Annotated in this window: 17 protein-coding genes and 1 pseudogene; 10 read left to right on the top strand and 8 right to left on the bottom strand. The window is 72.5% G+C overall.

The features are described from left to right. The first annotated feature begins 73 nt into the window (after nt 1-73). The 3 genes from speB to AC07DU_RS16645 all read left to right on the top strand — a co-directional run bounded on the left by speB (nt 74) and on the right by AC07DU_RS16645 (nt 3,445). Nucleotides 74-1,036, top strand: a complete 963-nt coding sequence (speB, locus tag AC07DU_RS16635; protein ID WP_360897986.1) for an agmatinase — start codon at nt 74-76, stop codon at nt 1,034-1,036. Between the two features lie 5 nt (nt 1,037-1,041). Further along, entirely contained in the window at nt 1,042-2,736 is a 1,695-nt protein-coding gene (locus AC07DU_RS16640; protein ID WP_479111997.1) for a thiamine pyrophosphate-binding protein, read from the top strand. Nucleotides 2,737-2,827: 91 nt separating this feature from the next. Next, on the top strand, nt 2,828-3,445 hold the full coding sequence (locus AC07DU_RS16645; protein ID WP_479111999.1) for a hypothetical protein: 618 nt from the start codon (nt 2,828-2,830) through the stop codon (nt 3,443-3,445). Between the two features lie 6 nt (nt 3,446-3,451). Here the strand turns inward: AC07DU_RS16645 and AC07DU_RS16650 are convergent, their stop codons facing one another. Continuing rightward, nucleotides 3,452-4,402 (bottom strand): hypothetical protein, encoded by a 951-nt coding sequence (locus AC07DU_RS16650; RefSeq protein ID WP_479112001.1) that lies wholly within the window; start codon nt 4,400-4,402, stop codon nt 3,452-3,454. A 272-nt stretch (nt 4,403-4,674) separates the two neighbouring features. Between AC07DU_RS16650 and AC07DU_RS16655 the strand changes: the two genes are divergently transcribed. Next, on the top strand, nt 4,675-8,517 hold the full coding sequence (locus AC07DU_RS16655) for an ABC transporter transmembrane domain-containing protein (protein WP_479112003.1): 3,843 nt from the start codon (nt 4,675-4,677) through the stop codon (nt 8,515-8,517). 53 nt (nt 8,518-8,570) lie between these two features. Here the strand turns inward: AC07DU_RS16655 and AC07DU_RS16660 are convergent, their stop codons facing one another. Then, nucleotides 8,571-9,125, bottom strand: coding sequence for an EF-hand domain-containing protein (locus AC07DU_RS16660; protein ID WP_479112005.1), 555 nt, complete (start codon nt 9,123-9,125; stop codon nt 8,571-8,573). Between the two features lie 99 nt (nt 9,126-9,224). On the opposite strand from AC07DU_RS16660, the gene AC07DU_RS16665 reads away from it, so the two are divergent. The 3 genes from AC07DU_RS16665 (at nt 9,225) to AC07DU_RS16675 (ending at nt 12,866) form a co-directional block, all read left to right on the top strand. Next, the gene (locus AC07DU_RS16665) at nt 9,225-10,850 is read left to right on the top strand and encodes an aldehyde dehydrogenase family protein (RefSeq protein WP_479112007.1); all 1,626 of its coding nucleotides are present in this window, start codon (nt 9,225-9,227) and stop codon (nt 10,848-10,850) included. 87 nt (nt 10,851-10,937) lie between these two features. Further along, nucleotides 10,938-11,339, top strand: a complete 402-nt coding sequence (locus AC07DU_RS16670) for a hypothetical protein (protein WP_360897972.1) — start codon at nt 10,938-10,940, stop codon at nt 11,337-11,339. Between the two features lie 93 nt (nt 11,340-11,432). Beyond that, a complete protein-coding gene (locus tag AC07DU_RS16675) occupies nt 11,433-12,866 on the top strand; it encodes an aminopeptidase (RefSeq protein WP_479035508.1) in 1,434 nt (477 codons plus the stop codon). Between the two features lie 50 nt (nt 12,867-12,916). Here the strand turns inward: AC07DU_RS16675 and AC07DU_RS16680 are convergent, their stop codons facing one another. Together AC07DU_RS16680 and AC07DU_RS16685 are read right to left on the bottom strand one after the other, a co-directional pair. Then, the gene (locus AC07DU_RS16680; RefSeq protein ID WP_479112009.1) at nt 12,917-14,746 is read right to left on the bottom strand and encodes a glycoside hydrolase family 3 protein; all 1,830 of its coding nucleotides are present in this window, start codon (nt 14,744-14,746) and stop codon (nt 12,917-12,919) included. A gap of 534 nt (nt 14,747-15,280) precedes the next feature. Further along, the gene (locus AC07DU_RS16685) at nt 15,281-16,180 is read right to left on the bottom strand and encodes a LysR family transcriptional regulator (RefSeq protein WP_453374690.1); all 900 of its coding nucleotides are present in this window, start codon (nt 16,178-16,180) and stop codon (nt 15,281-15,283) included. 100 nt (nt 16,181-16,280) lie between these two features. Between AC07DU_RS16685 and AC07DU_RS16690 the strand changes: the two genes are divergently transcribed. Next, on the top strand, nt 16,281-17,237 hold the full coding sequence (locus AC07DU_RS16690; RefSeq protein ID WP_479112011.1) for an EamA family transporter: 957 nt from the start codon (nt 16,281-16,283) through the stop codon (nt 17,235-17,237). On the opposite strand, the pseudogene AC07DU_RS16695 reads toward AC07DU_RS16690, so the two are convergent. Together AC07DU_RS16695 and AC07DU_RS16700 are read right to left on the bottom strand one after the other, a co-directional pair. Further along, nucleotides 17,143-17,655: pseudogene (locus tag AC07DU_RS16695) on the bottom strand (GNAT family N-acetyltransferase); the annotation flags it as partial. The gene AC07DU_RS16690 and the pseudogene AC07DU_RS16695 overlap by 95 nt on opposite strands. A 42-nt stretch (nt 17,656-17,697) precedes the next feature. Beyond that, complete coding sequence (locus AC07DU_RS16700; protein WP_479035126.1) at nt 17,698-18,201, bottom strand: DUF937 domain-containing protein; 504 nt, start codon at nt 18,199-18,201, stop codon at nt 17,698-17,700. 288 nt (nt 18,202-18,489) lie between these two features. Here AC07DU_RS16700 and recD2 point away from each other — a divergent pair, with 288 nt between their 5' ends. Together recD2 and AC07DU_RS16710 are read left to right on the top strand one after the other, a co-directional pair. Then, complete coding sequence (gene recD2 / locus AC07DU_RS16705) at nt 18,490-20,748, top strand: SF1B family DNA helicase RecD2 (protein WP_479035129.1); 2,259 nt, start codon at nt 18,490-18,492, stop codon at nt 20,746-20,748. 182 nt (nt 20,749-20,930) lie between these two features. After that, a complete protein-coding gene (locus AC07DU_RS16710; protein ID WP_360902915.1) occupies nt 20,931-22,220 on the top strand; it encodes a citrate synthase in 1,290 nt (429 codons plus the stop codon). Between the two features lie 395 nt (nt 22,221-22,615). On the opposite strand, the gene AC07DU_RS16715 is transcribed toward AC07DU_RS16710, so the two are convergent. Beyond that, nucleotides 22,616-24,955, bottom strand: a complete 2,340-nt coding sequence (locus AC07DU_RS16715) for a heavy metal translocating P-type ATPase (protein ID WP_479112014.1) — start codon at nt 24,953-24,955, stop codon at nt 22,616-22,618. 146 nt (nt 24,956-25,101) lie between these two features. After that, the gene (locus AC07DU_RS16720; RefSeq protein ID WP_360902921.1) at nt 25,102-25,335 is read right to left on the bottom strand and encodes a heavy-metal-associated domain-containing protein; all 234 of its coding nucleotides are present in this window, start codon (nt 25,333-25,335) and stop codon (nt 25,102-25,104) included. Nucleotides 25,336-25,471: the final 136 nt, after the last annotated feature.

The raw sequence follows: 25,471 nt of genomic DNA on the forward strand, positions 1-25,471 counted from the left end.
ACACTTCGCGCCCCCGGGGTTGCCGCTTACGCTCGAAGGACCGCACCCGTAGGACCACAGAAGGGCACCCCCCATGAGCACGCAGCCGCGCGGCCCCGTCGACTCCTCCCGCATCCCGCGCTACGCGGGCCCCGCGACCTTCGCCCGGCTGCCCCGCCTGGACGAGGTCGGCACGGCGGACGTCGCCGTCGTCGGCGTGCCCTTCGACTCCGGTGTCTCCTACCGCCCCGGCGCCCGCTTCGGCGGCAACGCGATCCGTGAGGCCTCGCGCCTGCTGCGTCCGTACAACCCGGCCCAGGACGCCTCCCCCTTCGCCCTCGCGCAGGTCGCCGACGCCGGCGACATCGCCGTGAACCCCTTCAACATCAACGAGGCCGTCGAGACGGTCGAGGCGGCCGCGGACGAGCTGCTGAACGCCGGCTCCCGCCTGATGACCCTCGGCGGCGACCACACCATCGCGCTGCCGCTGCTGCGCTCCGTCGCCAAGAAGCACGGCCCGGTCGCGCTCCTGCACTTCGACGCGCACCTGGACACCTGGGACACCTACTTCGGCGCCGAGTACACCCACGGCACGCCGTTCCGCCGGGCGGTGGAGGAGGGCATCCTCGACACCGAGGCGCTGTCGCACGTCGGCACCCGCGGCCCGCTGTACGGCAAGCAGGACCTCGACGACGACGCCAAGATGGGCTTCGGCATCGTCACCTCGGCGGACGTCTACCGCCGCGGCGCCGACGAGGTCGCCGACCAGCTGCGCCAGCGCATCGGCGACCGTCCGCTCTACATCTCGATCGACATCGACGTACTGGACCCGGCGCACGCGCCCGGCACCGGCACCCCGGAGGCGGGCGGCATGACCTCCCGCGAGCTGCTGGAGATCATCCGCGGCCTGTCCTCGTGCAACCTCGTTTCCGCCGACGTGGTCGAGGTGGCCCCGGCGTACGATCACGCGGAGATCACCTCCGTCGCGGCCTCGCACACCGCGTACGAGCTCACCACGATCATGAGCCGTCAGATCGCGCAGTCGAAGGGCAAGTAGGACACGTGACGCACGACCACGACCTGGTTCTCCGTCCCACCGAGGCCCAGACGGCCGCCGCCCTCGCGCCGCCGCCGGGCCGCACGGGCGGGGACCTGGTCGTGGAGACGCTGCGTTCGCTCGGCGCGGCCACCGTCTTCGGGCTGCCCGGGCAGCACGCGCTCGGCCTCTTCGACGCGGTCGGGCGCAGCGACCTGCGCCTGGTCACCCTCCGGGTGGAGAACAACGCGGCCTTCGCGGCGGACGCGTACGGCCGCCTCACGGGCGAGGCCGTCCCGCTCCTGCTGTCCACCGGCCCGGGCGCGCTGACGGCCCTGCCGGCCCTGGCCGAGGCCGCGGCCGCCTCCGCCCCGGTCCTGGCGATCTCCTCGCAGGTGCCGACGCCCGGCCTGGGCGGCGGCCGGCGCGGCCACCTGCACGAGCTGCGGGACCAGTCGGCGTCCTTCCGGGACGTGGTGAAATCCGTCCACCAGGCCCGCGCCTCCTCGCAGATCCCGTCGGTGATCGCCGAAGCGTGGGAGTCGGCGCTCACGGCGCCGCACGGCCCGGTCTGGGTGGAGATCCCCGAGGACGTCCTGCGCACCGAGACCCTGATTCCCCAGGTCACGGGCATGGACGCGACCCCGCACGAGCTGGCCCCGCGCCCGGAGCTGACGGCGGTGGCGGCCCACTGGCTGTCGCGGGCCTCACGCCCGGTGATCGTCGCAGGCGGCGGAGTCATCCGCTCCGACGCGGCGGGCAAGCTCAGGCAGCTGGCCGAACGCCTCAACGCCCCGGTGGTCACCACCTTCGGCGGCAAGGGCGCCTTCCCCTGGACGCACCCGCTGTCCCTCCAGTCCTGGCTGGAGGACCGCCACATGACGGACTTCCTGGAGGACGCCGACGTCCTGCTGGTCGTCGGCTCCGGTCTCGGTGAACTGTCCTCGAACTACCACACGTTCTTCCCGACCGGCCGGGTCGTCCAGATCGAGGCCGACCTCGGCAAGCTGGAGTCCAACCACCCGGCGCTCGGCATCCACGCGGACGCCCGCCTCGCCCTCCAGGCCCTGCTGGAGACGGTCTCCGAACGCCAGGACCCCGGCGCCCCCGAGCGCGTGCGCCTCGTGCTGGCCGACATCGCGGCCCGTCTGGCGGCGCAGGACCTCACCCTGGAGCAGGACCTCCTGGCCTCGGTCCGCGCGGCCCTGCCCCCGCGCTCCCCGTCCTTCTGGGACATGACGATCCTGTCCTACTGGGCTTGGTCCGCCTTCGACCCGAAGCACCCCAACACCATGCACTCGGCGCAGGGCGCGGGAGGCCTCGGCTACGCGTTCCCGGCGGCCCTCGGCGCGGCCGTCGCCGAGCCGGGCACCCCGGTCCTCGCGGTCTCGGGCGACGGCGGCGCGATGTACTCGATCGCGGAGCTGGCCACGGCGAAGCAGCACGACCTGGACGTCACCTGGCTGATCGTGGACGACGGCGGCTACGGCATCCTGCGCGAGTACGGCTGCGCGACCGGGACGGACCTCCCGGGCCCCGACTTCGTCGCCCTGGCGCGGTCCTTCGGCGTCCCGGCCGCCACCACCACCCCGGACACCCTGAAGGACGACCTCAAGAAGTCCCTCACCACCCCCGGCCCCTCAGTCCTGGTCCTCGCGGCCACCCTCAGGATGTTCGCCCCGACGCACCTGGCCCAGGAGGAGCCCACCTTCGGGGGATGACGCTGTGTCACCGGGCCGGGAGGGCGGGGCGGGCGCCGCGGTGTGCGACGTTGGGCGGCGGACCGGACCCGAGCAGAGGTGGTGGTGCCGGATGCGCGCAGTCGTCCGCGGTCTTGTCGCAACAGTGGTGGCCGGCGTGCTGGCCGCGGCCGCGGGGTGCGGGGGCGGAGACGGGGGCGGGGGGTCGGGCGAGGAGAGCGGGCAGCCGACGCCGCCGCCCACCTCCGAGGTGCAGGAGGACACCCCCGACTCCTCGGCGTCGGTGTTCCTGGGCCAGGGGGCCGACGAATCCACGGCGGGGCTCAACGTGCCGACCGCGCCGGTCGGCAAGCCGACCAGCGGCGACGTCACCGTGCACAACTCGCGCCGCGAGACCGTCACCTTCCAGAACGTCGCGGCCTCCACCACCACCGGCGAGACCTCCATCATCGAGGACACCTGTACGGGCGTCGCGGTGCCACCGGCGGGCACCTGCCGGATCAGGGTCCGGCACATCGCGACGGAGGCCGGCGCCTACAGCGGTGAGCTGACCGCGACGACCTCCGACGGCAATGTCCTGTCCGTCGGCATCACCGGTGAGGCACTGGGCGCGGCCACCCCCAGCGAGGAGGTCACCCCGGAGTCCGAACCGCCCTCGCCGACCCCCGAGGAGACCTACACCGACATCGAACCGCTCCCCACCGAAGCTGAGGTCCCCCCCGAAGGCTGACCGCCGTCACGCCCGGAGTTCCATCCGGACACTCCCGTCGTCGGGCAGGACCACCAGCGTGCGCTCCTGCAGCCGGGGCAGGTAGGAGACGAGGTAGAGGCGGGCCGCCGCCTTCGCGAAGAGGCGGAAGCCCGTGTACTGGTAGCGGTACGGGCCCTGGGCCGGGCCCAGGTCCTTGAAGCGGATGCCCGGGGCGTGGTGGATCACGGGCACGCGGGAGTAGAGGACCACCCTCGGGCTGGAGACGTAGCCGTCCCAGGCGTAGTTCCTGGCATCGGTGCGGCCCGCCGCGTCCACGTACCGCGCCATGCCGAAGAACAGGCTCATCGTCAGCACCCCGAGGAGCAGGGCCCCGGCCGCCAGCCACAGCCGGTCGGCCGTACGGGTCTGCCGGTCCCGGGCCCGGTCCCGCTGCCCGTCCGGGCCGTCGCCCAGACGCAGCTGTACGGCGGCGAACGCCAGCGTGGCGCCCAGGGCCACCGCGAGACAGGGCGCGAACTCGCGCAGCCAGCCCCGGGGGAGCGGCGGCAGCCGGTCCTCCCAGAAGAAGACCGGGAAGCCCAACAGCACCAGGGACAGCCCGGCCGCGAGCAGCCAGGACGCCACCGTCCCGCGCCGGTCCTCGTGCCCGGACCGGGCCAGCCACCGCCCCGCCCATCCCAGCGCCAGCAGCGTGACGAGCCCGCAGCACAGCAGGAACCACAGCGGGAAGAAGATCGCGCCGGGGCTGCGGACGAGATAGGCCTGGACGGAGAGCTGCAAGTCGGCCGTCGGCACGCCGAAGGTGGCGTAGTACGCCTCGGTGTAGGTGCTGCCGAAGTAGTAGAGGAGGCCGAGGGCGATGGTCCCCGGCGCCGCGATGTACGTCACCTTCTCCAGGAACGCCCTCGACGGGCCCGCGGTGTGCGCGGCAGGCGCCCGTGGTCCGGGCGGGGGCGGCTCCTGCGGCTCCGACATGCGGCCCAGTCTGTCCCCCGCCCCCCGGGCCCGCACCCGGGGCGGCGCGCCCGGCTGAACCGACCGGCCGCGCCGCGGGCGCCGCAGCCGCACCTCAAGCGCCACCGGAGCCGCGAGCCGAGCCGCGACTGAACCCGACCGGCCCACATCCGGCGCTCCCCGCGTGCGCCACGGCCGCCCGCCCGCCACGTTCGAACTGTTGCGGCGGGATGAAATCCGCCGGTCGGGGCGTTGGGGCTTCCGGCAGGACAAGGCGAACGGGGAGGCCTCACGTGACGGCGGCAGAGACGGCGACCGGGGACGAACAGGGCTGGGGCAGGCGGCTGGCCGCCTACACCTGGCGCTACAAGCTCAATGTGCTGCTCGCGCTCGGATCCTCGCTGGCCGGTATGGCCGTCATGGCGCTCGTACCCCTGGTCACCAAGGTCATCATCGACGACGTCATCGGCGATCAGAGCAAGCCCATGGGGCCCTGGGCCGCCATGCTCATGGGCGCGGCCCTCCTCGTCTACGTACTGACCTACATCCGCAGGTACTACGGCGGGCGGCTCGCCCTCGACGTGCAGCACGACCTGCGCACCGACATGTACGCCACCATCGCCCGCCTCGACGGGCGGCGGCAGGACGAGCTGTCCACCGGCCAGGTCGTCGGGCGGGCCACCAGCGACCTCCAGCTGATCCAAGGGCTGCTCTTCATGCTGCCCATGACCATCGGGAACTTCCTGCTCTTCGGGATATCCCTCGGGATCATGCTGGCGCTCTCGCCGCTGCTGACCCTCGTCGCCCTGCTGATGGCCCCCGCCCTCTGGTTCATCGCCCAGCGCAGCCGCAAGAAGCTCTTCCCCGCCACCTGGTACGCCCAGGGCCAGGCCGCCGCCGTCGCCACCGTCGTCGACGGGGCCGTGACCGGCGTCCGCGTCGTCAAGGGCTTCGGGCAGGAGGAGCAGGAGACCGCCAAGCTCCGCGAGGCCGGCCGCGGGCTGTTCGCGGGGCGGATGCGCGCCATCCGCCTGAACTCCCGCTACACCCCCGCCCTCCAGGCCGTCCCCGCGCTGGCGCAGGTCGCCATGCTGGCCCTCGGCGGCTGGATGGCCACCCGGGGGCAGGTCACCCTCGGTACGTTCGTCGCCTTCTCCACCTACCTCGCCCAGCTCGTCGGACCCGTGCGCATGCTCGCCATGGTGCTGACCGTCGGACAGCAGGCCCGCGCCGGCGTGGAGCGGGTGTTGGAGCTCATCGACACCGAACCCGCGATCCGGGAGGGCGCGCACGAGCTGCCCGCCGACGCGCCCGCCACCGTCGAGTTCGACGACGTCCACTTCGGCTACGACCCCGGGCGTCCCGTCCTGGACGGGTTCTCCCTCTCCGTGGCGCAAGGGGAGACCGTCGCCGTCGTCGGCGCCTCGGGCAGCGGGAAGTCCACCCTCTCGCTCCTGCTGCCGCGCTTCTACGACGCCGACCGCGGCGCCGTCCGCGTCGGTGGCCACGACGTCCGCGATCTGACCTACGCGTCCCTGCGCGGCGCGATCGGCCTCGTCCCCGAGGACTCCTTCCTCTTCTCCGACACCATCCGCGCGAACATCGCCTACGGGCACCCCGAGGCCGGCGAGGAGCAGATCCGGGCCGCCGCGCGCGCCGCCCAGGCGGAGGGGTTCATCGAGGCCCTGCCCGCCGGGTACGACACCAAGGTCGGCGAGCAGGGCCTGACCCTCTCCGGCGGCCAGCGCCAGCGCATCGCCCTCGCCCGGGCCATCCTCACCGACCCCCGCCTGCTCCTCCTCGACGACGCCACCTCCGCGGTCGACGCCCGCGTCGAGCACGAGATCCACGAGGCGCTGCGCGCCGTCATGGCCGGCCGGACCACTCTGCTGATCGCCCACCGCCGCTCCACGCTCGCGCTGGCCGACCGGATCGCCGTGCTCGAACACGGGCGGCTCGCCGACATCGGCACGCACGAGGAGCTGGAGAGCCGCTCCGCGCTCTACCGCAGGCTGCTCACCGACCCCGACGCGCTCGGCGCCGGCTCGCCGCGGACCCCCGACGCCCCCGTGATGAGCGAGTACGAGCGCGAGCTCGACCGCGACCTCGAACGGGACCTCGAACTCGAAGCCGAGATCGACTCCGAGCCCGTCAACGCCAAGCGCAGGGTCGCCGGCGGGATCACCCCCGAGCTCTGGCGCCGCCGGGAGGAGAAGCCTGGGCCGGCGCCCACCGCCGCCACCGCAGTGCCCGGAGCCGGGCACTCCATGGCGGGCGCGGTCGCCGGGATGCCGGCCACCCCCGAGCTCCTCGCGCAGGTGGCCGCGCTGCCGCCCGCCGACGACCGGCCCGACGTGGACGAGACGCGCGCCGCGGCCGCCGAGGAGAGCTACGGCCTGCGCCGTCTGCTCCGCGGCTTCTGGGCGCCCCTCGTCATCAGCCTCCTGCTCGTCGCCGTCGACGCGGGCGCCGGGCTGCTCCTGCCGATCCTGATCCGGCACGGCATCGACCAGGGCGTGGAGCAGGCCGTGCTCGGCGCCGTCTGGACGGCGGCCGCCCTCGCGCTGGCCGTGGTCGTCGCGCAGTGGGCCGCGCAATTCGCCGAGACCCGTATGACGGGCAGGACCGGGGAGCGCGTCCTGTACGCGCTGCGCGTCAAGATCTTCGCCCAGCTGCAGCGCCTCGGCCTCGACTACTACGAGCGCGAACTGACCGGCAAGATCATGACCCGGATGACCACCGACGTGGACTCCCTGTCCAGCTTCCTGCAGACCGGGCTCGTCACCGCCGTCGTCTCCGTCTTCACCTTCTTCGGCATCCTGATCGCCCTGCTCGTCCTCGACGTCGAGCTCGCGCTGATCGTCTTCGCGACCCTGCCCGTCCTGGTCGTCGGCACGATCGTGTTCCGCCGCAAGTCCGTCGCCGCGTACGAGCTGGCCCGCGACCGGGTCAGCCTGGTCAACGCCGACCTCCAGGAGTCCGTCTCCGGACTGCGCATCGTCCAGGCCTTCCGCCGCGAGGACGCGGGCGCCCGCCGCTTCGCGGAGCGCAGCGACGCCTACCGCCAGGCCCGGGTCCGCGGCCAGTGGCTGATCTCCGTCTACTTCCCCTTCGTACAGCTGCTGTCCTCGGCCGCCGCCGCCGTGGTGCTGATCGTCGGCGCCGGGCGGGTGGAGGCCGGGACGCTCACCACCGGCGCGCTCGTCGCGTACCTGCTCTACATCGACCTGTTCTTCGCCCCCGTCCAGCAGCTCTCCCAGGTCTTCGACGGCTACCAGCAGGCCACCGTCTCCCTGGGCCGCATCCAGGGGCTGCTGCGCGAGCCCACCACCACACCGCGCCCCGACCACCCCCGCGAGACGTCCGCGCTGCGCGGGGAGATCGCCTTCGAGGACGTCCGCTTCCAGTACGGGACCGCGGAGGAACGCGGCGAGAAGGGCGAGGCCCTGGCCGGGATCAACCTGCGGATCCCCGCAGGGCAGACCGTCGCCTTCGTCGGCGAGACCGGCGCCGGGAAGTCCACCCTCGTCAAGATGGTGGCCCGGTTCTACGATCCGACCTCCGGCCGGATCACCGCCGACGGCGCCGACCTGCGGGAGCTCGACCTGACGGCGTACCGCCACCGGCTCGGCGTCGTCCCCCAGGAGCCCTACCTCTTCCCGGGGACCGTGCGCGACGCCATCGCCTACGGACGGCCCGAGGCGAGCGACGCCGAGGTGGAGGCCGCCGCCCGCGCGGTGGGCGCCCACGACATGATCGCCACCCTCGACGGCGGCTACCTGCACACCGTCGCCGAGCGCGGCCGCAACCTCTCCGCCGGACAGCGCCAGCTGATCGCGCTGGCCCGGGCCGAACTCGTCGACCCGGACGTCCTGTTGCTCGACGAGGCCACCGCCGCCCTCGACCTGGCCACCGAGGCCCAGGTCAACCGGGCGACGGACCGGCTCGCGGGCAAGCGCACCACCCTGGTGGTGGCGCACCGGCTGACCACCGCCGCGCGCGCCGACCGGGTCGTGGTCATGGACCACGGCCGGGTCGTGGAGGACGGCACCCACGCCGAACTCCTGGCGCGCGGCGGCCGGTACGCCGCGCTGTGGCGCACCTTCGTCGGAGAGGACGAGCACGCCGCAGCTTAGGGGCACTCTCGTGGACCGTGCCGGGCCCGCACCCGGCTTACCCGCCTACCGGCTCAGAGTTCGCCGAAGAGCAGGTTGCCCGGGGCGTCCTCTTCGGTGCCCGTGTAGTACTCGCGCACCGCGTCCAGGAGCTCGTCCACGGTCAGGGTGCCGTCCCCGTCCGCGTCGATGCGCTGGAACAGCGCCTCGGCGTCGGCGGGGCGCAGCTTCGTGTCGAAGGCCTCCTGGGCCTTGTGGAACTCGGCCGGGCTGATGCGCCCGTCGCCGTCGGTGTCGACGATCGTGAGGATCGCCTGCACCATCGGCCTGAACGAGCGGTCGTACGCGGGCCCGCCCTGCGCGTACAGCCGGGTCATGCCCTGCTTGTACTCCTCGGGCGTGACCTTGCCGTCCCGGTCGACGTCCAGCTCGGTGAAGAGGTCCTGCCAGAAGTCGGCCAGCCCGCCCATCACCAGGGTCGCCTTCGGCGAGGTGGCCGGCTCCGCGAGGGCCGACAGCAGGCGGGACCCGAGCGCGATGATGTCGTCGGAGTCGATGACCCCGCTCCCGTCGGCGTCCAGGTGCGCGAACGCGCGGTCCAGCTTGCGTTCGAGGAGGGCGTTCGTCATGGCGGTGCCTTTCAACGGCTACGGTGTGAGAGCTCGTGATCACCTACCGTAATCTCCCTCATGATCGTGGATTCCCGTTCTCCCGCTAGGAAGTTGTGGATGCACTCTTACGAGGTATGGGTGGCCGGCGCCGCGGAGCGCGGCACCCGGTGGGTCTACTGGCCCCGGGTGGGTCAACTGCTCCGCGAGCCCTTCGAGGTGCTCGCCCTCAAGGCGCGGCTGGAGCGCGGCGAGGACCTCCCGTACGACGACCGGCTCCTCGCGGGCCGCGTCGCCATGTCCACCCCCGAGCAGGGGCTGCGCGCCCTGGCCGCCGCCCGCGCCGCTCAGCCGGGCTGGGCCCGCGTCCCGCTCGACGACCGGTTCGAGCTGCTGCACGGCATCCACCGGGCCGTCACCGAGCGGTACGCGGAACTGAAGGCGCTGCTGGTCGCCGAGGGCCACCCGGTACGGCTGGCGGACTGGGAACTGGCCTCGGTGGCCAGCGCGTTCCACCCGGACTCCGTCGCCGACTTCGCCGCCCAGCTGCGGCAGCCGGAGCGGACCGCGGCCGGCCGGCGCATCCGCATGGTGCGCAAGCCCGACGGAGTGGTGTGCCTGAGCCCGCCGCGCAACGCCCCGACCTCCAACTCCTTCTACGGGGTGATGACGCTGGCCGCGGGCAACGGCGTGGTCGTCAACGCGCCGCCGACCGCCCCGCTCGGCGTCAGCTTCGTCTACCGCGAGATCGTGGCCCCGCTCCTGGAGCGCCTCGGCGCCCCGCCCGGCATCCTGAACGTGGTCTCGACCCATGCCCGCGCCGTGGTGCGGCAGTGGCTCGACAGCCCCGACTGCGACGACGTCGTCTTCTTCGGCGGCTCCGAGCAGGGCCTCAAGCTGGAGCGGGAGTGCGTGGCCGCGGGCAAGAAGCCCGTACTCGAACTGTCCGGCAACGACGGCGTGCTGGTGTGGGCCGACGCGGAGACCGATCTGGCCGCGCGGGCCCTGTGCGAGCGCTACTACGGCTCCGGACAGATCTGCATGACCCCCAAGTTCGCGATCGTCCACCCCGAGGCGGCGGACCGGCTGCTGAAGGAACTGGTGGAGCGGGCGCGCGGGATCCGGCCCGCCTCGCCCGAGGACCCGGACACGGTGCTGAGCCCGGTGGTGAAGCGAGCCGAGTTCAGCGAGTTCCTCGACGAGGTGCTGGCGGCCGGAGGTGAACTGCTGTGCGGCGGCGAGTTCGTCGACGTGGACGACGTACCGGCGGGGGAGGGGCCCTTCATCCGCCCGGCGGTCGTACGGGTGGACGGACTGGCCGCGGCCGCCCGGCTGCGGGCGTTCCGCGAGGAGACCTTCTTCCCGCTGCTGTGCGTGGTGGTCCCCGAGGCCCCGGTCTCGCTCGACGGCGCCATCGGCTTCCTCAACGCCAACCGCTACGGGCTGCGCAACTCCCTGTGGACGCAGGACGAGCGGGTCGTCGACCGGTTCTGCGGGGAGGTGGTCAACGGCGGGATGCTGAAGGTCAACGACTCGCACATCGGCTGCCTGCCGGTGCTCCCGTACAACGGCGGCACGGGGGCCACGGGCGGGATCTTCGGCGAGGCCAACCAGCCCGCCGTGCGCACCACCCACCTCCAGTCGATCGCCGTCGCCACCCCGGTCCGGCCCCGCGAGGCGGTCTTCGACCACGCGGCGGACGTGATGTGGGGTGCGGCCGGGGCGGTGGCCGGCCCGGCGCGCTGAGTCCTTGCCGGCCGCAACCTTCCGGGGGGCTCGGGCGTCGTACGTGCGTGCGTACGTCGTGCGCACGCATGATCGGGGGACCAGGTGGTGCAGGGATCGAGGGGGAGGGGCCGACGGGCCCTGTCCCTGGGGGTCTTCGGCGCGGCGCTGTGGCTCTGCGTCGGCGCGCTGTTCACCGCGGCGCCGTCGGCGCGGGCCGCGACCGGCGGCTGCGGCGGCCGGCTGGCCAGGACGCTGCCGTTCGAGACGGGTGAGGTGCGCGTCTACAAGAGCCGCACCCGGGCCTGCGCCGTGACCGTGCCCCGGGCCCCGGGCCCGCGGCGGCACATGGCGGTGAGCATCCAGCCGCGCGGCGGGGTCCCGGTCCGCGACGGCGGTCTGTTCGCCCGGTATGCCGGTCCTGTCACGGTCGGTTCCATCAGCCGGTGCGTGTACGTCAGGGGGAGCGTGGGGACCGGATCGACCGATTCCGGCTGGATCCTGTGCTGAGGTCCCATTGGGCGGTTGCCAACTGGGTCTGTTCACCGGTGCGTTGACCCCGCTAGGTTCACGGCGACCGAAGTGGACTCAAGGGGAGGGTGAATGCGCAAGACGCTCGGATGGCTGCTGTCACTCGTGGTGCTCATCGGCACCATGGGCGCGGCCGGCTCCACGGCGCAAGCGGCCACAGCCGCGGAGCCGGCGGCTGCCACGGACATCAAGGACCAGATCCTCGGCATTCCCGGGATGAGCCTGATCGAGGAGAAGCCGTACCCCGGGTACCGCTTCTTCGTCCTGAACTACGAGCAGCCGGTCGACCACCGGCAGCCGTCGAAGGGCACCTTCAAGCAGCGCCTGACCCTGCTGCACAAGGACGTCTCACGGCCGTCGGTGTTCTTCACCTCCGGCTACAACCTCAACACCAACCCGCGCCGCAGTGAGCCGACGACCATCGTCGACGGCAACCAGGTGTCGCTGGAGTATCGATTCTTCAACCCCTCCCGGCCCGACCCGGCCGACTGGGCCAACCTGGACATCTGGCAGGCCGCCAGCGACCAGCACCGCATCTACACCGCCCTGAAGAAGATCTACACGAAGAACTGGCTGGCCACGGGTGGCAGCAAGGGCGGTATGACGGCGACGTACTTCGAGCGGTTCTACCCCCGCGACATGGACGGCGTCGTCGCCTACGTCACGCCCAACGACGTCGTCAACAAGGAGGACTCGGCCTACGACCGGTTCTTCGCCAAGGTCGGCACCAAGGAGTGCCGCGACAAGCTGAACGCGGTGCAGCGCGAGGCGCTCGTACGCCGCGAGCCGCTGGAGGCCAAGTACGCCGCGGCCGCCGCCGAGAACGGCTGGACCTTCACCACCGTGGGCGACCTGGACAAGGCCTACGAGGCCGTCGTCCTCGACTACGTGTGGGCCTTCTGGCAGTACAGCATGCTCGCCGACTGCGCCACGCTCCCCACCGCCGCGACCGCGAGCGACCAGGAGATCTGGGACTCGGTCGACGCGATCTCCGGCTTCTCGGCCTATACGGACCAGGGCCTGGAGACGTACGTGCCGTACTACTACCAGGCGGGCACGCAGCTCGGCTCCCCGGACATCAAGCAGGCGCACCTGGGCGACCTCAGCCGCTACGGCTACCAGCCGCCGCGCAACTTCGTGCCCCGCGACATCCCCATGACCTTCCAGCCGCAGGTCATGCGGGACGTGGACACCTGGGTGCGCAACAACGCGCACCAGATGCTGTTCGTGTACGGGCAGAACGACCCGTGGGGCGCCGAACCGTTCCGCCTCGGGTACGGGGCCCGCGACAGCTACGTGATGACCGCGCCGGGCGCCAACCACGGCGCGAAGGTCGCGGGTCTCCTGGACGGCGAGAAGGCCCTCGCCACCCAGAAGATCCTCCAGTGGGCGGGCGTGGCACCCGCCACCAACCTGTTCGGCACGGCGAAGGCGCAGCCCCTGGCGGCGCCGGACGCCCAGCTCGACCAGCGGGACCTGGAGCGCGAGCCGCAGCTGCGGCCGTAGCGCCACCCCGGGAAACGGGGCCCGGGCTGACGCGCTAGTGATCAATACAGCTAGTACGTCAGCCCGTGGCCCAGCGGGTAGCGGCCCGGCACCGGGACCGGCAGGCGGCCGGAAGGCCGCAGCGCCCCGGTGAGCACCCGGGCCGCCGCCCGCATCTCCACGTCCGTCCAGGAGTACGTCGCCAGCTCCGCCGCACAGGCCGGCAGCCGGGCCGGGTCGTACGGATTGCGGACGGCCACCAGGATCACCGGGACGCCGGTGGCGATCAGGTCCGTCACCAGCGTGCGTTGCGGATCATCCCCCTCCGGGACGTTGTACGTGCACACCAGCACCGCCGCGTGACCGGCCGCCGCGGCCACCGCCCTGGCCGGCGGCAGCGCCGTGGCGCGGCAGCCCAGCGCGGTCAGTTCGCGGGCCAGCACGGCCGTGGGAGGGCCGGTGGTACCCGAGGGGGAGACCGGGTCCGTCCCGGTGACCAGCAGCCGGGGCCCGGCCGTCGCGTCCAGGGGCAGCAGCCCCGCCGCGTTGGCCAGTACGGTCGTCGTGCGGGCCGCGATCGTGTCGGCCGCGTCGAGGTGCTTGCGGATGCCGACCGTGTCGTCCACCTTCCCGGCCGCGGGGTACGGCTCGTCGAACAGGCTCCGGCGCGCTTTCAGTTCCAGGATGCGCAGGACCGATTCCTCGATGCGCGCCCGCGTCAGCTCGCCCGCCTCGACGGCCGCCAGCACGCTGCGGTACGCCAGCCCCAGGTCCGGCGGGTTCAGCAGCTGGTCGCAGCCCGCCAGCAGGGCCAGCACCGGGACTCGGTCGTTCCCGTACTTCTGGCGGACCCCGGCCATGTCGAGGGCGTCGGTGACCACCACCCCCTGGAAGCCGAGGCGTTCGCGCAGGATGCCGGTGACGATCGGCCGGGACAGGGTCGCCGGATCCCCCGAGGGGTCGAGCGCGGGGAAGACGATGTGCGCCGTCATGATCGCGTCCACCCCCGCTTCGACGGCCGCCCTGAAGGGTGGTTCGTCCAGTTCCTCCCACTGTGCGCGGGTGTGCCGCATGACGGGCAGGCCGACGTGGCTGTCGGTCTCGGTGTCCCCGTGGCCCGGGAAGTGCTTGGCGGTGGCGGCCACGCCGGCGGCCTGGTAGCCGCGTACCTGGGCGGCGACCATGGCCGCCACGGCCTGGGGGTCGGAGCCGAAGGAGCGTACGCCGATGACCGGGTTGGCGGGATTCACGTTGACGTCGGCCACCGGGGCGTAGTCCTGGCGGATGCCCATGGCGGCGAGCTCGGCGCCCGCGATGCGGGCGGCCCGCCGGGCGGCGGCGGTGTCGCCGCCCGCCCCGAGCGCCATCGCCCCCGGCAGCAGGGTGGCGGGCCGGCCGATCCGGGCGACGGCGCCGTGCTCCTGGTCGGTGGAGAGCAGCAGGGGGATACGGGCGCCGGTGCTGAGGGCGGCCTGCTGGAGGCCGACGGAGAGCGCGGCGATCTGGTGCGGGGTGCGGGTGTTGTGGGCCCAGGAGAAGTAGATGACCCCGCCGAGGTGGTAGCGGGAGACGAGCTCGGCGGCCGTGCGCACGCCGAACATCCGCTGGTTCTGCTCGGCGTCGGCCGGGTCGGGGTCGGTGGCCGAATGTCCGTACGCACGGGAGACGAAGAGCTGGCCGATCTGCTCTTCGAGGCTCATGGCGGCGATGTGGCGGCGGAGTTGGGTGCGGTTGGGGTGGGCGGGGGCTCCGCCGGGGGCCCCGCCGGGTGCTTCGGTGGGGGAGTGCGGGTCGTCGGGGGCGCGGTGGGTGCCCACCGCGGCGGAGACGGCTCCCGAAGCCGTGACGGCGGCGATGGCGGCCGCGGTGAGCAGGGTCCGGCGCGAGGCGTGGTTCGGCACGGCCGGGACCTTACCGCTGCCGTCGGGGGAGTACCGGGTGTGTCGGGGCGTGTCGGGTAACTGGACCCGCGGCCCTCCCGGGGTGGGTCGGGCGGGGCGGTGCCCTGCGGGGCCGGGGCGGGGTGGGGCCGGTGCCGGCGGGGCCGGGCGCGCGCCGGGGTGTCTCCTCGGGCGCCGAACGGTTCGGGGGGTCGGGGGGTGCGGCGGTGGTGCGTTCGACGCCCTGCGGGGACACCCCGCCACACACCCGTCCCCGCCGACACCGGCCGGGTGGGTGGGCCGCGTCGGCCCATTCCGGCCCGCCGGAACCGGCGTAGGCGCGCCCGGGCACCCCGGCCCCCTGGGGCTGGCGTGGGCCGTGCCCGGGAACCCCGGCCCCCTGGGGCTGGCGTGGGCCGTGCCCGGGAACCCCGGCCCCCTGGGGCTGGCGTGGGCCGTGCCCGGGTTTTCCCGGCTCGCCGGGGACGGGGTGGGTCGCGCGCGGGCGTTGCCTGGACCGCTGGCAGCGGTGGGGGGCGCGCTGGTCGGGGTGGGTTAGGGGGTGGGCCAGTGGTGGCGGAGGGTTTTCACTGTCTCCGTGATGGCGGGGCGGCGGGCGGCGCCGGTGCGCCAGAGGGCGTACAGGCGGCGGACGGGGCCCGGTTCCAGGGGGACGGCCACCGCGCCCGGTGGGAGGGGGCCGGTGCCCAGGCGGGGGACCACGGCCACGCCGAGACCGGCTGCGACAAGGGCGACGATGGTGTGGTTCTCCTCGGCCACGTGCGCGATGTCGGGTTCGAAGCCGGCCGTGCGCAGGGTCCGTACGAGCCAGTCGTGGCAGACCCGGCCGGGGGGCTGGCAGATCCAGCGTTCGCCCCCGAGGTCGGCGCGCCGGATGACCCGGCGGGTGGTGAAGGGGTGGCCGGCCGGGACGACCAGGTCGCAGAGGTCGTCCCCGATGACCGCCTGCTCGATGCCCTCGGGCGCGGGCAGGGGGGCGATGTCCCAGTCGTGGGCCACCGCCAGGTCGGTGACGCCCCGGGCGACCAGGTCCACCGAGAGGTGGGGGTCCACCTCGGTCAGGCGGACGTCGAGCGCGGGGTGGCGCTGTGACAGGTCGGCGAGCACGGCCGGCAGCAGGCCGCGGGCCGCAGAGGCGAAGGCGGCCACCGTCAGCAGCCCGCTCGGCTGCCCGCGCCGCTCCTCCAGGGTGGTCTCGGCGCGCTCCACGATCGCCAGCAACTCCTGGGCGGTGGACGCCAGATGGCGGGCCTCCTCGGTGAGCGCGACGCCGCGGCCGCGTCGCTCCAGGAGGGTGGTGCGGGTCTCCCGCTCCAGCTTCGCGATCTGCTGGGAGACGGCGGAGGGGGTGTAGCCGAGGGCGGCCGCCGCGCCCGCGACCGAGCCGTGGACGGAGACGGCGTGCAGGGCGCGCAGCCGGGCGAGATCGAGCATGTTCCCATGGTGGCACCGGGGGCATTCGTAAGCAACGCTTCATTGGTGGCGGAAGAGATTCGAGCTGGTGCTACATGGTGGGGGCGTCGATGCTCGGAGCATGCGTCCCGTACACACCTCGCTGGCCGTGCTCGTCGCCGCCGTCTGGGGCTTCAACTTCGTCGTCATCCAGATCGGACTCGGCCACTTCCCGCCGCTGCTCCTGTCCGCCCTGCGTTTTCTCGTCGCCGCCGTGCCCGCGGTGTTCTTCGTCGGGCGGCCCAAGGTCGCCTGGAAGTGGATCCTCGGGGTCGGTGTGGCCCTCGGCATCGCCAAGTTCGGCCTGCTCTTCACCGGCATGGACGCCGGGATGCCGGCCGGGCTGTCCTCGCTCGTGCTCCAGGTGCAGGCGGTGTTCACCGCCGTTCTCGCCGCCGTGGTGCTGCGGGAACGGCCCGGGCGGGTGCGGGTGCTGGGGATGGGCGTGGCGCTCGCCGGGATCGCGGTGGCCGCCGTGGACGGGGGTGCGGGCGGGCCGGTGCTCGGCTTCGTGCTGGTCGTGGCGGCTGCCGCGTGCTGGGGCGTGTCCAACGTGCTCACCCGTCAGGCCTCGCCGCCCGACGCGCTCAACTTCATGGTGTGGGTGTGCACGGTGCCGGTGCTGCCGCTGTTCGTGCTGTCGCTGCTGTTCGAGGGGCCGGGCAGGGACCTGGCCGCACTGCGGGCGCTGGACTGGGCCGGGGTGGGCGTCATCGGGTACGTGGCGTGGGTGTCCACGGTCTTCGGGTTCGGTGCCTGGGGGTTCCTGCTGCGCCGCTACCCGGCCTCGGCCGTGGCCCCGTTCTCCTTGCTGGTCCCGGTGTTCGGGATGTCCTCGGCCGCGCTGGTCCTGGGGGAGTCCGTGTCGGGGCTGCGCTGGCTGGCGGCGCTGCTCCTGGTGGGAGGGGTGGCGCTCACCTCCCTGGTCCCCGCGCGGGCGGCGCTCAGCGCGGCTGGTCCTGCTGGAGCGGAAGCCGCCAGTCCTGGCCCTTCAGACTCACTCCGTACGAGCGGTGCGGCCGCTGCGCGACCAGCGTGAACCCGGCCCGCAGATAGAGCTCGCGGGCGCTGGTCAGTACGTCGTTTGTCCACAGCACCAGCTCGCGGTAGCCGACCGAGCGGGCGAAGGCGACGACCGTGTCGACCAGCAGGGCGCCGATGCCGAGGCCGCGCCCCTCCGGGTCGACCAGGAGCAGCCGCAGCCGGGCGGTGCCGGGGGCGCCGTCCTCCCGTACGCACATCACCGAGCCGACGGGGCGCCCGTCCAGCTCCGCGATCCACACCCGTTCCAGGTACGGGTCGTGGTCCTGGGCGAAGTCCGCGACGATCCGGGCGACCAGCCCCTCGAAGTCGGCGTTCCAGCCGTACTCGGCGGCGTACAGCGCGCCGTGGCGCTGCACGATCCACCCCAGGTCGCCCGGCTCCGGAGCCCGCAGCCGCACCGTTTCAGCCATGGGCCAACTCTAGGCCGTACGGGTGGCAGCGGGTCTTCGAAACGGTTACTTCCTGCCGCCGCCGAGGATCCGGCCCAGGAGGTCGCCGAGGGCGCCGCCCGGTGTGGGTGCCGCGCCCGGTTTCGGGGCGCCCGCGGACGTGCCCGAGGCCGCGCGCTTGGCGAAGACCGCCAGGACGACCGGGATCAGCGTCTCGATGACCCGGCTGATGGTGGGGGCGGGGATGCCGGTCTTCTTCGAGACGGCGTCGGCCACGGGCCTGCTCACCTTGGCGAGCACCCCGGCCATCAGTCCGCCGCCCAGTAGGCCGCCGCCGAGCGTGGCGACGCCCTGCAGCGGCGGCTCGGAGACCTCCGCGAAGGCCTGGCGCACCTCGTCGTCGTCATCGGCGTCGGCCTTCTGCTGGAGAGTGCCGGTCATCGCGCCCACCGTCTGCGCGACGGTGTCGCGGGCGCCGTCGGCGTCGGTGCCGAGCAGCCCGGCGATCTCGGTCAGCTTCTCGTCGCCGAGCTCGTCCAGGACGTCGTCCTGGAAAGAGGATTCACTCATGCCCGGAACGCTACTTGTATGCCGATTTACCGGCACTTTGTGTGGCCGGTCTGTCGGCGTTGGGTAACGGAAACGTAAAGCTGTGACTCCGGATGCAACCGTCCGGGCGGATCGTGGGTCGTATGAAGCGTCGGGACTTCCGGGGAGGGATCCGGGGGGATCGGGAAGTCCGACGAGGGAGGGGTAACCGTGAGGGGGTCCGGCCGCGAGGCGGGACCCCTTTCGCGCTGTCCTCGGGGTTGTCCACAGGCCTGACGCGCTGTCGGCGCCGGGCGGTAGCTTCGGGTCATGGCGATGGACGGGGCGCGGGGCACGGTGGTGCAGATGGCGGTGGTCGAGGGGGTGCTCGAGCGCATCACCTACGCCAACGAGGAGAGCGGGTACACGGTCGCCCGCGTCGACACCGGCCGGGGCAGCGGTGACCTGCTCACCGTGGTCGGCTCGCTGCTGGGCGCGCAGCCCGGCGAATCGCTGCGCATGGAGGGCCGTTGGGGCTCCCACCCGCAGTACGGCAAGCAGTTCACGGTGGAGAACTACAAGACCGTGCTGCCCGCCACCATCCAGGGCATACGGCGCTACCTCGGCTCCGGACTGATCAAGGGCATCGGCCCGAAGATCGCCGACCGGATCGTGGAGCACTTCGGCACAGACACCCTCGACGTCATCGAGGAGGAGCCGAAGCGGCTGATCGAGGTGCCGGGGCTCGGCCCCAAGCGGACCAAGCTGATCGGCGCCGCCTGGGAGGAGCAGAAGGCGATCAAGGAGGTCATGGTCTTCCTCCAGGGAGTCGGTGTCTCCACCTCCATCGCGGTGCGCATCTACAAGAAGTACGCCGACGCCTCCATCTCCGTGGTCAAGAACCAGCCCTACCGGCTCGCCGCCGACGTCTGGGGCATCGGCTTCCTCACGGCCGACCGCATCGCCCAGGCCGTCGGGATCCCGCACGACAGCCCCGAGCGGGTCAAGGCCGGGCTCCAGTACGCCCTGTCGCAGTCCACCGACCAGGGGCACTGCTTCCTCCCCGAGGAGAAGCTCATCGCCGACGGGGTCAAGCTGCTCCAGGTGGACACGGGGCTGGTCATCGACTGCCTGGCCGAGCTCGCCGCCGATCCGGAAGGGGTCGTACGGGAATCGGTGCCGGATCCGCAGGGCGGCCCCGACCCGCTGACGGCCGTGTACCTGGTGCCCTTCCACCGGGCGGAGCTGTCGCTGGTGGGACAGGTGCGCCGGCTCCTGCACGCCGAGGACGACCGGATGCCCGGCTTCCAGGACGTGGACTGGGACAGGGCACTGGGCTGGCTCGCCGGCCGGACGGGAGCCACGCTCGCCCCCGAGCAGCGGGACGCGGTCCGGCTGGCGCTGACCCGCAGGGTCGCCGTCCTGACGGGCGGGCCGGGCTGCGGGAAGTCCTTCACCGTGCGCTCGATCGTCGAACTGGCCCGGGCCAAGAAGGCGAAGGTGGTGCTGGCCGCGCCCACCGGCCGGGCGGCCAAGCGGCTGTCCGAGCTCACCGGGGCCGAAGCCTCCACCGTGCACCGGCTGCTGGAGCTCAAGCCCGGCGGGGACGCGGCGTACGACCGGGACCGGCCGCTGGACGCGGACCTGGTCGTGGTCGACGAAGCCTCGATGCTGGACCTGCTGCTGGCCAACAAGCTGGTCAAGGCGGTGGCGCCGGGAGCGCACCTGCTGCTGGTCGGGGACGTGGACCAGCTGCCCTCGGTCGGCGCCGGGGAGGTGCTGCGCGACCTGCTGGCCGAAGGCGGCCCGGTGCCCGCGGTGCGCCTCACCCGGATCTTCCGCCAGGCCCAGCAGTCGGGCGTGGTCACCAACGCCCACCGGATCAACACCGGTCTGCCGCCGATCACGGACGGGCTGCCGGACTTCTTCCTCTTCCCCGAGGAGGACACCGAGGCGGCCGGGGTGCTCGCCGTGGACGTGGCGGCCCGGCGCATCCCCGCCCGCTTCGGCCTCGACCCCCGGCGGGACGTCCAGGTGCTCGCGCCCATGCACCGCGGCCCGGCCGGAGCCGGACACCTCAACGGGCTGCTCCAGCAGGCCATGACCCCGGCCCGGCCGGACCTGCCGGAGAAGCGGTTCGGCGGCCGCGTCTTCCGGGTGGGCGACAAGGTCACCCAGATCAGGAACAACTACGAGAAGGGCGCGAACGGCGTCTTCAACGGCACGGTCGGCGTGGTCACCGCGCTCGACGCGGACGAGCAGCGCCTCACGGTGCGCACGGAGGAGGACGAGGAGATCGGGTACGAGTTCGCGGAGCTCGACGAGCTGGCCCACGCGTACGCCGTGACCATCCACCGTTCCCAGGGGAGTGAATATCCGGCGGTGGTGATCCCGGTCACCACCGGGGCCTGGATGATGCTCCAGCGCAACCTGCTGTACACGGCGGTCACGAGGGCGAAGAAACTCGTCGTCCTCGTCGGGTCCCGCAAGGCGCTCGGCCAGGCGGTGCGTACCGTTTCCGCAGGCAGGAGGTACACGGCCGTGGCCCCCCGACTGGCCGGCCGCCTACCGGTGGGAAACATCACCTAAATGATCGATCATTTGGGGTTCCACCCGCCGGGCAGAGGGGGCAGGATGTTCAGGTTGGCGGCACTCAGTGCCGCCAAAAGCACCAAAGGCCGACCCCGAGTGCACTCTCCTGCGCCAAATGGGGGAAGGTAGAGGCAGTCAGGGCACCTCGAAGAAGAGGCACTACGTCGGTGAGGGATGACGTGAGCGACAACTCTGTAGTACTCCGGTACGCGGACGGTGAATACACCTACCCGGTGGTCGAGAGCACCGTCGGTGACCAGGGCTTCGACATCTCGAAGCTGCGGGCCCAGACCGGGCTCGTCACCTTGGACAGTGGCTACGGCAACACCGCCGCCTACAAGTCCGCGATTACCTACCTCGACGGTGAGCAGGGCATCCTGCGCTACCGCGGTTACCCGATCGAACAGCTGGCCGAGCGCTCGACCTTCATCGAGGTCGCGTACCTGCTGATCAACGGTGAGCTGCCGACCGTCGACCAGCTCGCGTCTTTCCGCAACGAGATCACCCAGCACACGCTGCTGCACGAGGACGTGAAGCGCTTCTACGACGGCTTCCCGCGCGACGCGCACCCGATGGCGATGCTGTCCTCCGTGGTCAGCGCGCTGTCGACGTTCTACCAGGACAGCCACAACCCGTTCGACGAGACGCAGCGCAACCTCTCGACGATCCGGCTGCTGGCCAAGCTCCCGACCATCGCGGCCTACGCGTACAAGAAGTCGGTCGGCCACCCGGTGGTCTACCCGCGCAACGACCTCGGCTACGTCGAGAACTTCCTGCGCATGACCTTCTCCGTGCCGGCCCAGGAGTACGACCTGGACCCGGTCGTCGTCGCGGCGCTCGACAAGCTGCTGATCCTGCACGCGGACCACGAGCAGAACTGCTCGACCTCCACCGTGCGTCTGGTCGGCTCCTCGCAGGCGAACATGTTCGCCTCGATCTCGGCCGGCATCTCCGCGCTGTGGGGTCCGCTGCACGGCGGCGCCAACCAGTCCGTCCTGGAGATGCTGGAAGGCATCAAGAACGACGGCGGCGACGTCGACGCCTTCATCCGCAAGGTGAAGAACAAGGAAGACGGCGTCCGCCTCATGGGCTTCGGACACCGCGTCTACAAGAGCTTCGACCCCCGGGCGAAGATCATCAAGGCCGCTGCGCACGACGTCCTCTCCTCGCTCGGCAAGAGCGACGAGCTGCTCGACATCGCGCTCAAGCTGGAAGAGCACGCGCTGGCCGACGAGTACTTCGTCTCGCGCAACCTCTACCCGAACGTGGACTTCTACACCGGCCTGATCTACCGGGCCATGGGATTCCCCACCGAGATGTTCACGGTGCTCTTCGCGCTCGGCCGGCTCCCCGGCTGGATCGCCCAGTGGCACGAGATGATCAAGGAGCCGGGTTCCCGCATCGGCCGCCCGCGCCAGATCTACACGGGCGAGGTCCTGCGCGACTTCGTGCCCGTAGAGGCCCGCTGACCCGAGCCTCCCGGCCGCGCGGCCTGATCCCGCGCGGCCACCCCACGCACTGCGAAGTGCCGGGAACGCGAAAAGCGCCCCGCCGTCGATCCCCCCACGGGTCGACGGTCGGGGCGCTTTCCATTTCCCCGAAACGGACTCCCCCCACGGGATCCGAGCCGGGGCGTCGGTGTGCCGGGACCCGTTCGGGTCGGGAGGGCCGCTCAAAGCCTCCCGCGGGCACGTGTCCCGGCGGCTGACACCACGGAAAACCCCCAAGGTTTCCGTGAAACGTCCCCCAAGACGTTCTTGGCATCGCCCCATTAGACCCATGACGACCCCGGATGGTTACGTTGCGGTCACTGTGATCTGCGTCTCCCGTGAAGGAAGTGTGTGGAGGGGGAGGAGGAGATCCACTAGCGGAAGGAACGCAGCCGCAGGCTGTTGCTCACCACGAAGACCGAGGAGAAGGCCATGGCGGCCCCCGCGATCATCGGGTTGAGCAGACCGGCGGCCGCCAGCGGCAGCGCCGCCACGTTGTAGCCGAAGGCCCAGAACAGGTTCCCCTTGATCGTGGCCAGGGTCCGGCGGGAGAGCCGGATCGCGTCCGCCGCCACCCGCAGGTCGCCCCGTACGAGCGTCAGGTCGCCCGCCTCGATGGCCGCGTCCGTGCCGGTTCCCATGGCCAGGCCCAGGTCTGCCTGGGCCAGCGCGGCCGCGTCGTTGACCCCGTCGCCGACCATGGCGACCGTACGGCCCTCGGCCTGGAGGCGGCGCACGACGTCCACCTTGTCCTCGGGCAGCACCTCGGCGATCACCTCGTCGATGCCCACCGCGCGGGCCACCGTCTCGGCGACGGCCTTGTTGTCGCCGGTCAGCAGGACCGGGGTCAGGCCCAGGGCCCGCAGCCGGGCGACCGCCTCGGCGCTGGTCTCCTTGATCGCGTCGGCCACCGTCAGCACCCCGCGCGCCTCGCCGTCCCAGGCCACCAGGACCGCGGTGCTCCCCTCGGCCTCGGCGGCCGCCTTGGCCTCGGCGAGCTCGCGGGGCAGGGCGATCGACCAGTCGGCGAGCAGCTGCTCGCGGCCCACCAGGACGGCGTGCCCCTCGACCACGCCCTGGACGCCGAGTCCGGAGACGTTCGTGAAGGAAGCGGGGGCCTCGAACGTGAAGGAAGCAGGGGTCTCGAAGGCAGGGGCCTCGAACGCAGGGGCCTCGAAGCCCCCGGCGAGCGCCGGGGCGCCGGCGCGCTCGGCCGCCGCGGAGGCGATGGCCCGGGCGATCGGGTGCTCCGAGGCGTGCTCCAGTGCTCCGGCCAGGCGCAGCAGCTGGTGTTCGTCGACGCCCTCGGCGGCGAACACGCCGGCGAGGCTCATCCGGCCGGTGGTGACGGTCCCGGTCTTGTCCAGGACGACGGTGTCCACGCGCCGGGTGGACTCCAGCACCTCCGGGCCCTTGATCAGGATCCCGAGCTGCGCGCCCCGCCCGGTGCCCACCATCAGGGCGGTGGGGGTGGCCAGGCCCAGGGCGCACGGGCAGGCGATGATCAGGACGGCCACGGCGGCGGTGAAGGCGGCGGTGGCGTCGTCGGTGATCAGCAGCCAGCTCACCCAGGTGCCGAGCGCGAGGACCAGGACGACGGGCACGAAGATCCCCGAGATCCGGTCGGCGAGGCGCTGCACCTCGGCCTTGCCGTTCTGCGCGTCCTCCACCAGCCGGGCCATCCGGGCGAGCTGGGTGTCGGCGCCGATCCGGGTGGCCTCGACGACCAGGCGTCCGGAGGCGTTGACGGTGGCTCCGGTGACGGGGTCGCCGACGGAGACCTCGACCGGGACGGACTCGCCGGTCAGCATGGAGGCGTCCACGGCGGAGCTGCCCTCGACGACCGTGCCGTCGGTGGCGATCTTCTCGCCGGGCCGGACGACGAACCGGTCGCCGACCGCCAGCGCGCTCACCGGGATCCGGATCTCGCGGCCTTCGCGCAGGACGGCCACGTCCTTGGCGCCCAGTTCCAGCAGGGCCTTGAGGGCAGCGCCCGCCTTCCGCTTGGAGCGGGCCTCCAGGTAGCGGCCGAGCAGGATGAAGGAGACGACCCCGGCCGCGACCTCCAGGTAGAGGGCGGAGGAGCCGTCGGTACGGGAGATCGTGAAGGAGAAGCCGTGCCGCATGCCGGGCATGCCCGCGTGGCCGAAGAACAGGGCCCACAGCGACCAGGCGAAGGCGGCGAGGGTGCCGACCGAGACCAGGGTGTCCATGGTGGCGGCGCCGTGCCGGGCGTTGGTCCAGGCGGCCTTGTGGAAGGGGAAGGCGCCCCACACGACGACGGGGGCGGCGAGGGTCAGCGAGAGCCACTGCCAGTTGTCGAACTGGAGGGCGGGGACCATCGCGAGCAGGACGACGGGCAGGGCGAGCGCGGCGGAGACCAGCAGCCGCTGGCGCAGGGCGGCGAGCTCGGGGTCGCGCGCGGCCTCGCCCCGGTCCTCCTCCACGGCCTCGGCCGCGGGGGTGGGGGCGGCCGGCGGCGGGGGCTGCTCGGCGGTGTACCCGGTCTTCACGACGGTCGCGATCAGGTCCTCGACCCGGACGTCACCGCCGTAGGAGACCTTGGCCTTCTCGGTGGCGAAGTTCACCGTGGCCTCGACGCCGTCCATCCGGTTGAGCTTCTTCTCGATGCGGGCCGCGCAGGAGGCGCAGGTCATTCCGCCGATGGAGAGCTCGACCGCCGCTATGGGTCCGTCGTGCACTGTGCTGGTCATGTTGCGGCTCCAGGGGGAGGGCCGGGCCGTACGGAACCAGTATGAGCTGGCCGGTACGGCCCGGCGGGATGCTGCGGGTGTTGCCGTTGTCGCCGGTGTGGCGGATGTGCGGATGGTGCGGGGTGCTGCCCGGAAGGTGCGGCGCCTCAGGCCCGGCCGGCGAACTCGTAACCGGCCTCGTCCACGGCGGCGCGCACGTCCTCGTCGGCCAGCGGGGCGGCGGAGACGACGGTGACCTCGCCGGTCGCGGCGACGGCCTTCACCGAGCTGACGCCCGGCAGGGCGGAGATCTCACCGGTCACCGCGCCCTCGCAGTGTCCGCAGGTCATGCCGGTCACCCGGTAGACGGTGGTGGTCTGGGTGTCCGTCTCGGCGGTCATGTCGTTCTCCTCTTCAGGGGCTGTGTCCGGTCGCCGGGCGGGGCGGCCGCATGCCTCCACCGTCCCTCCGACAGTTCGAGACTATACCCCTGGGGGGTATTGATGCGAGCGTCGGCGCCCCTTTCTTGCGCCGCGC

The organism is Streptomyces sp. NPDC045695 (assembly GCF_056432025.1).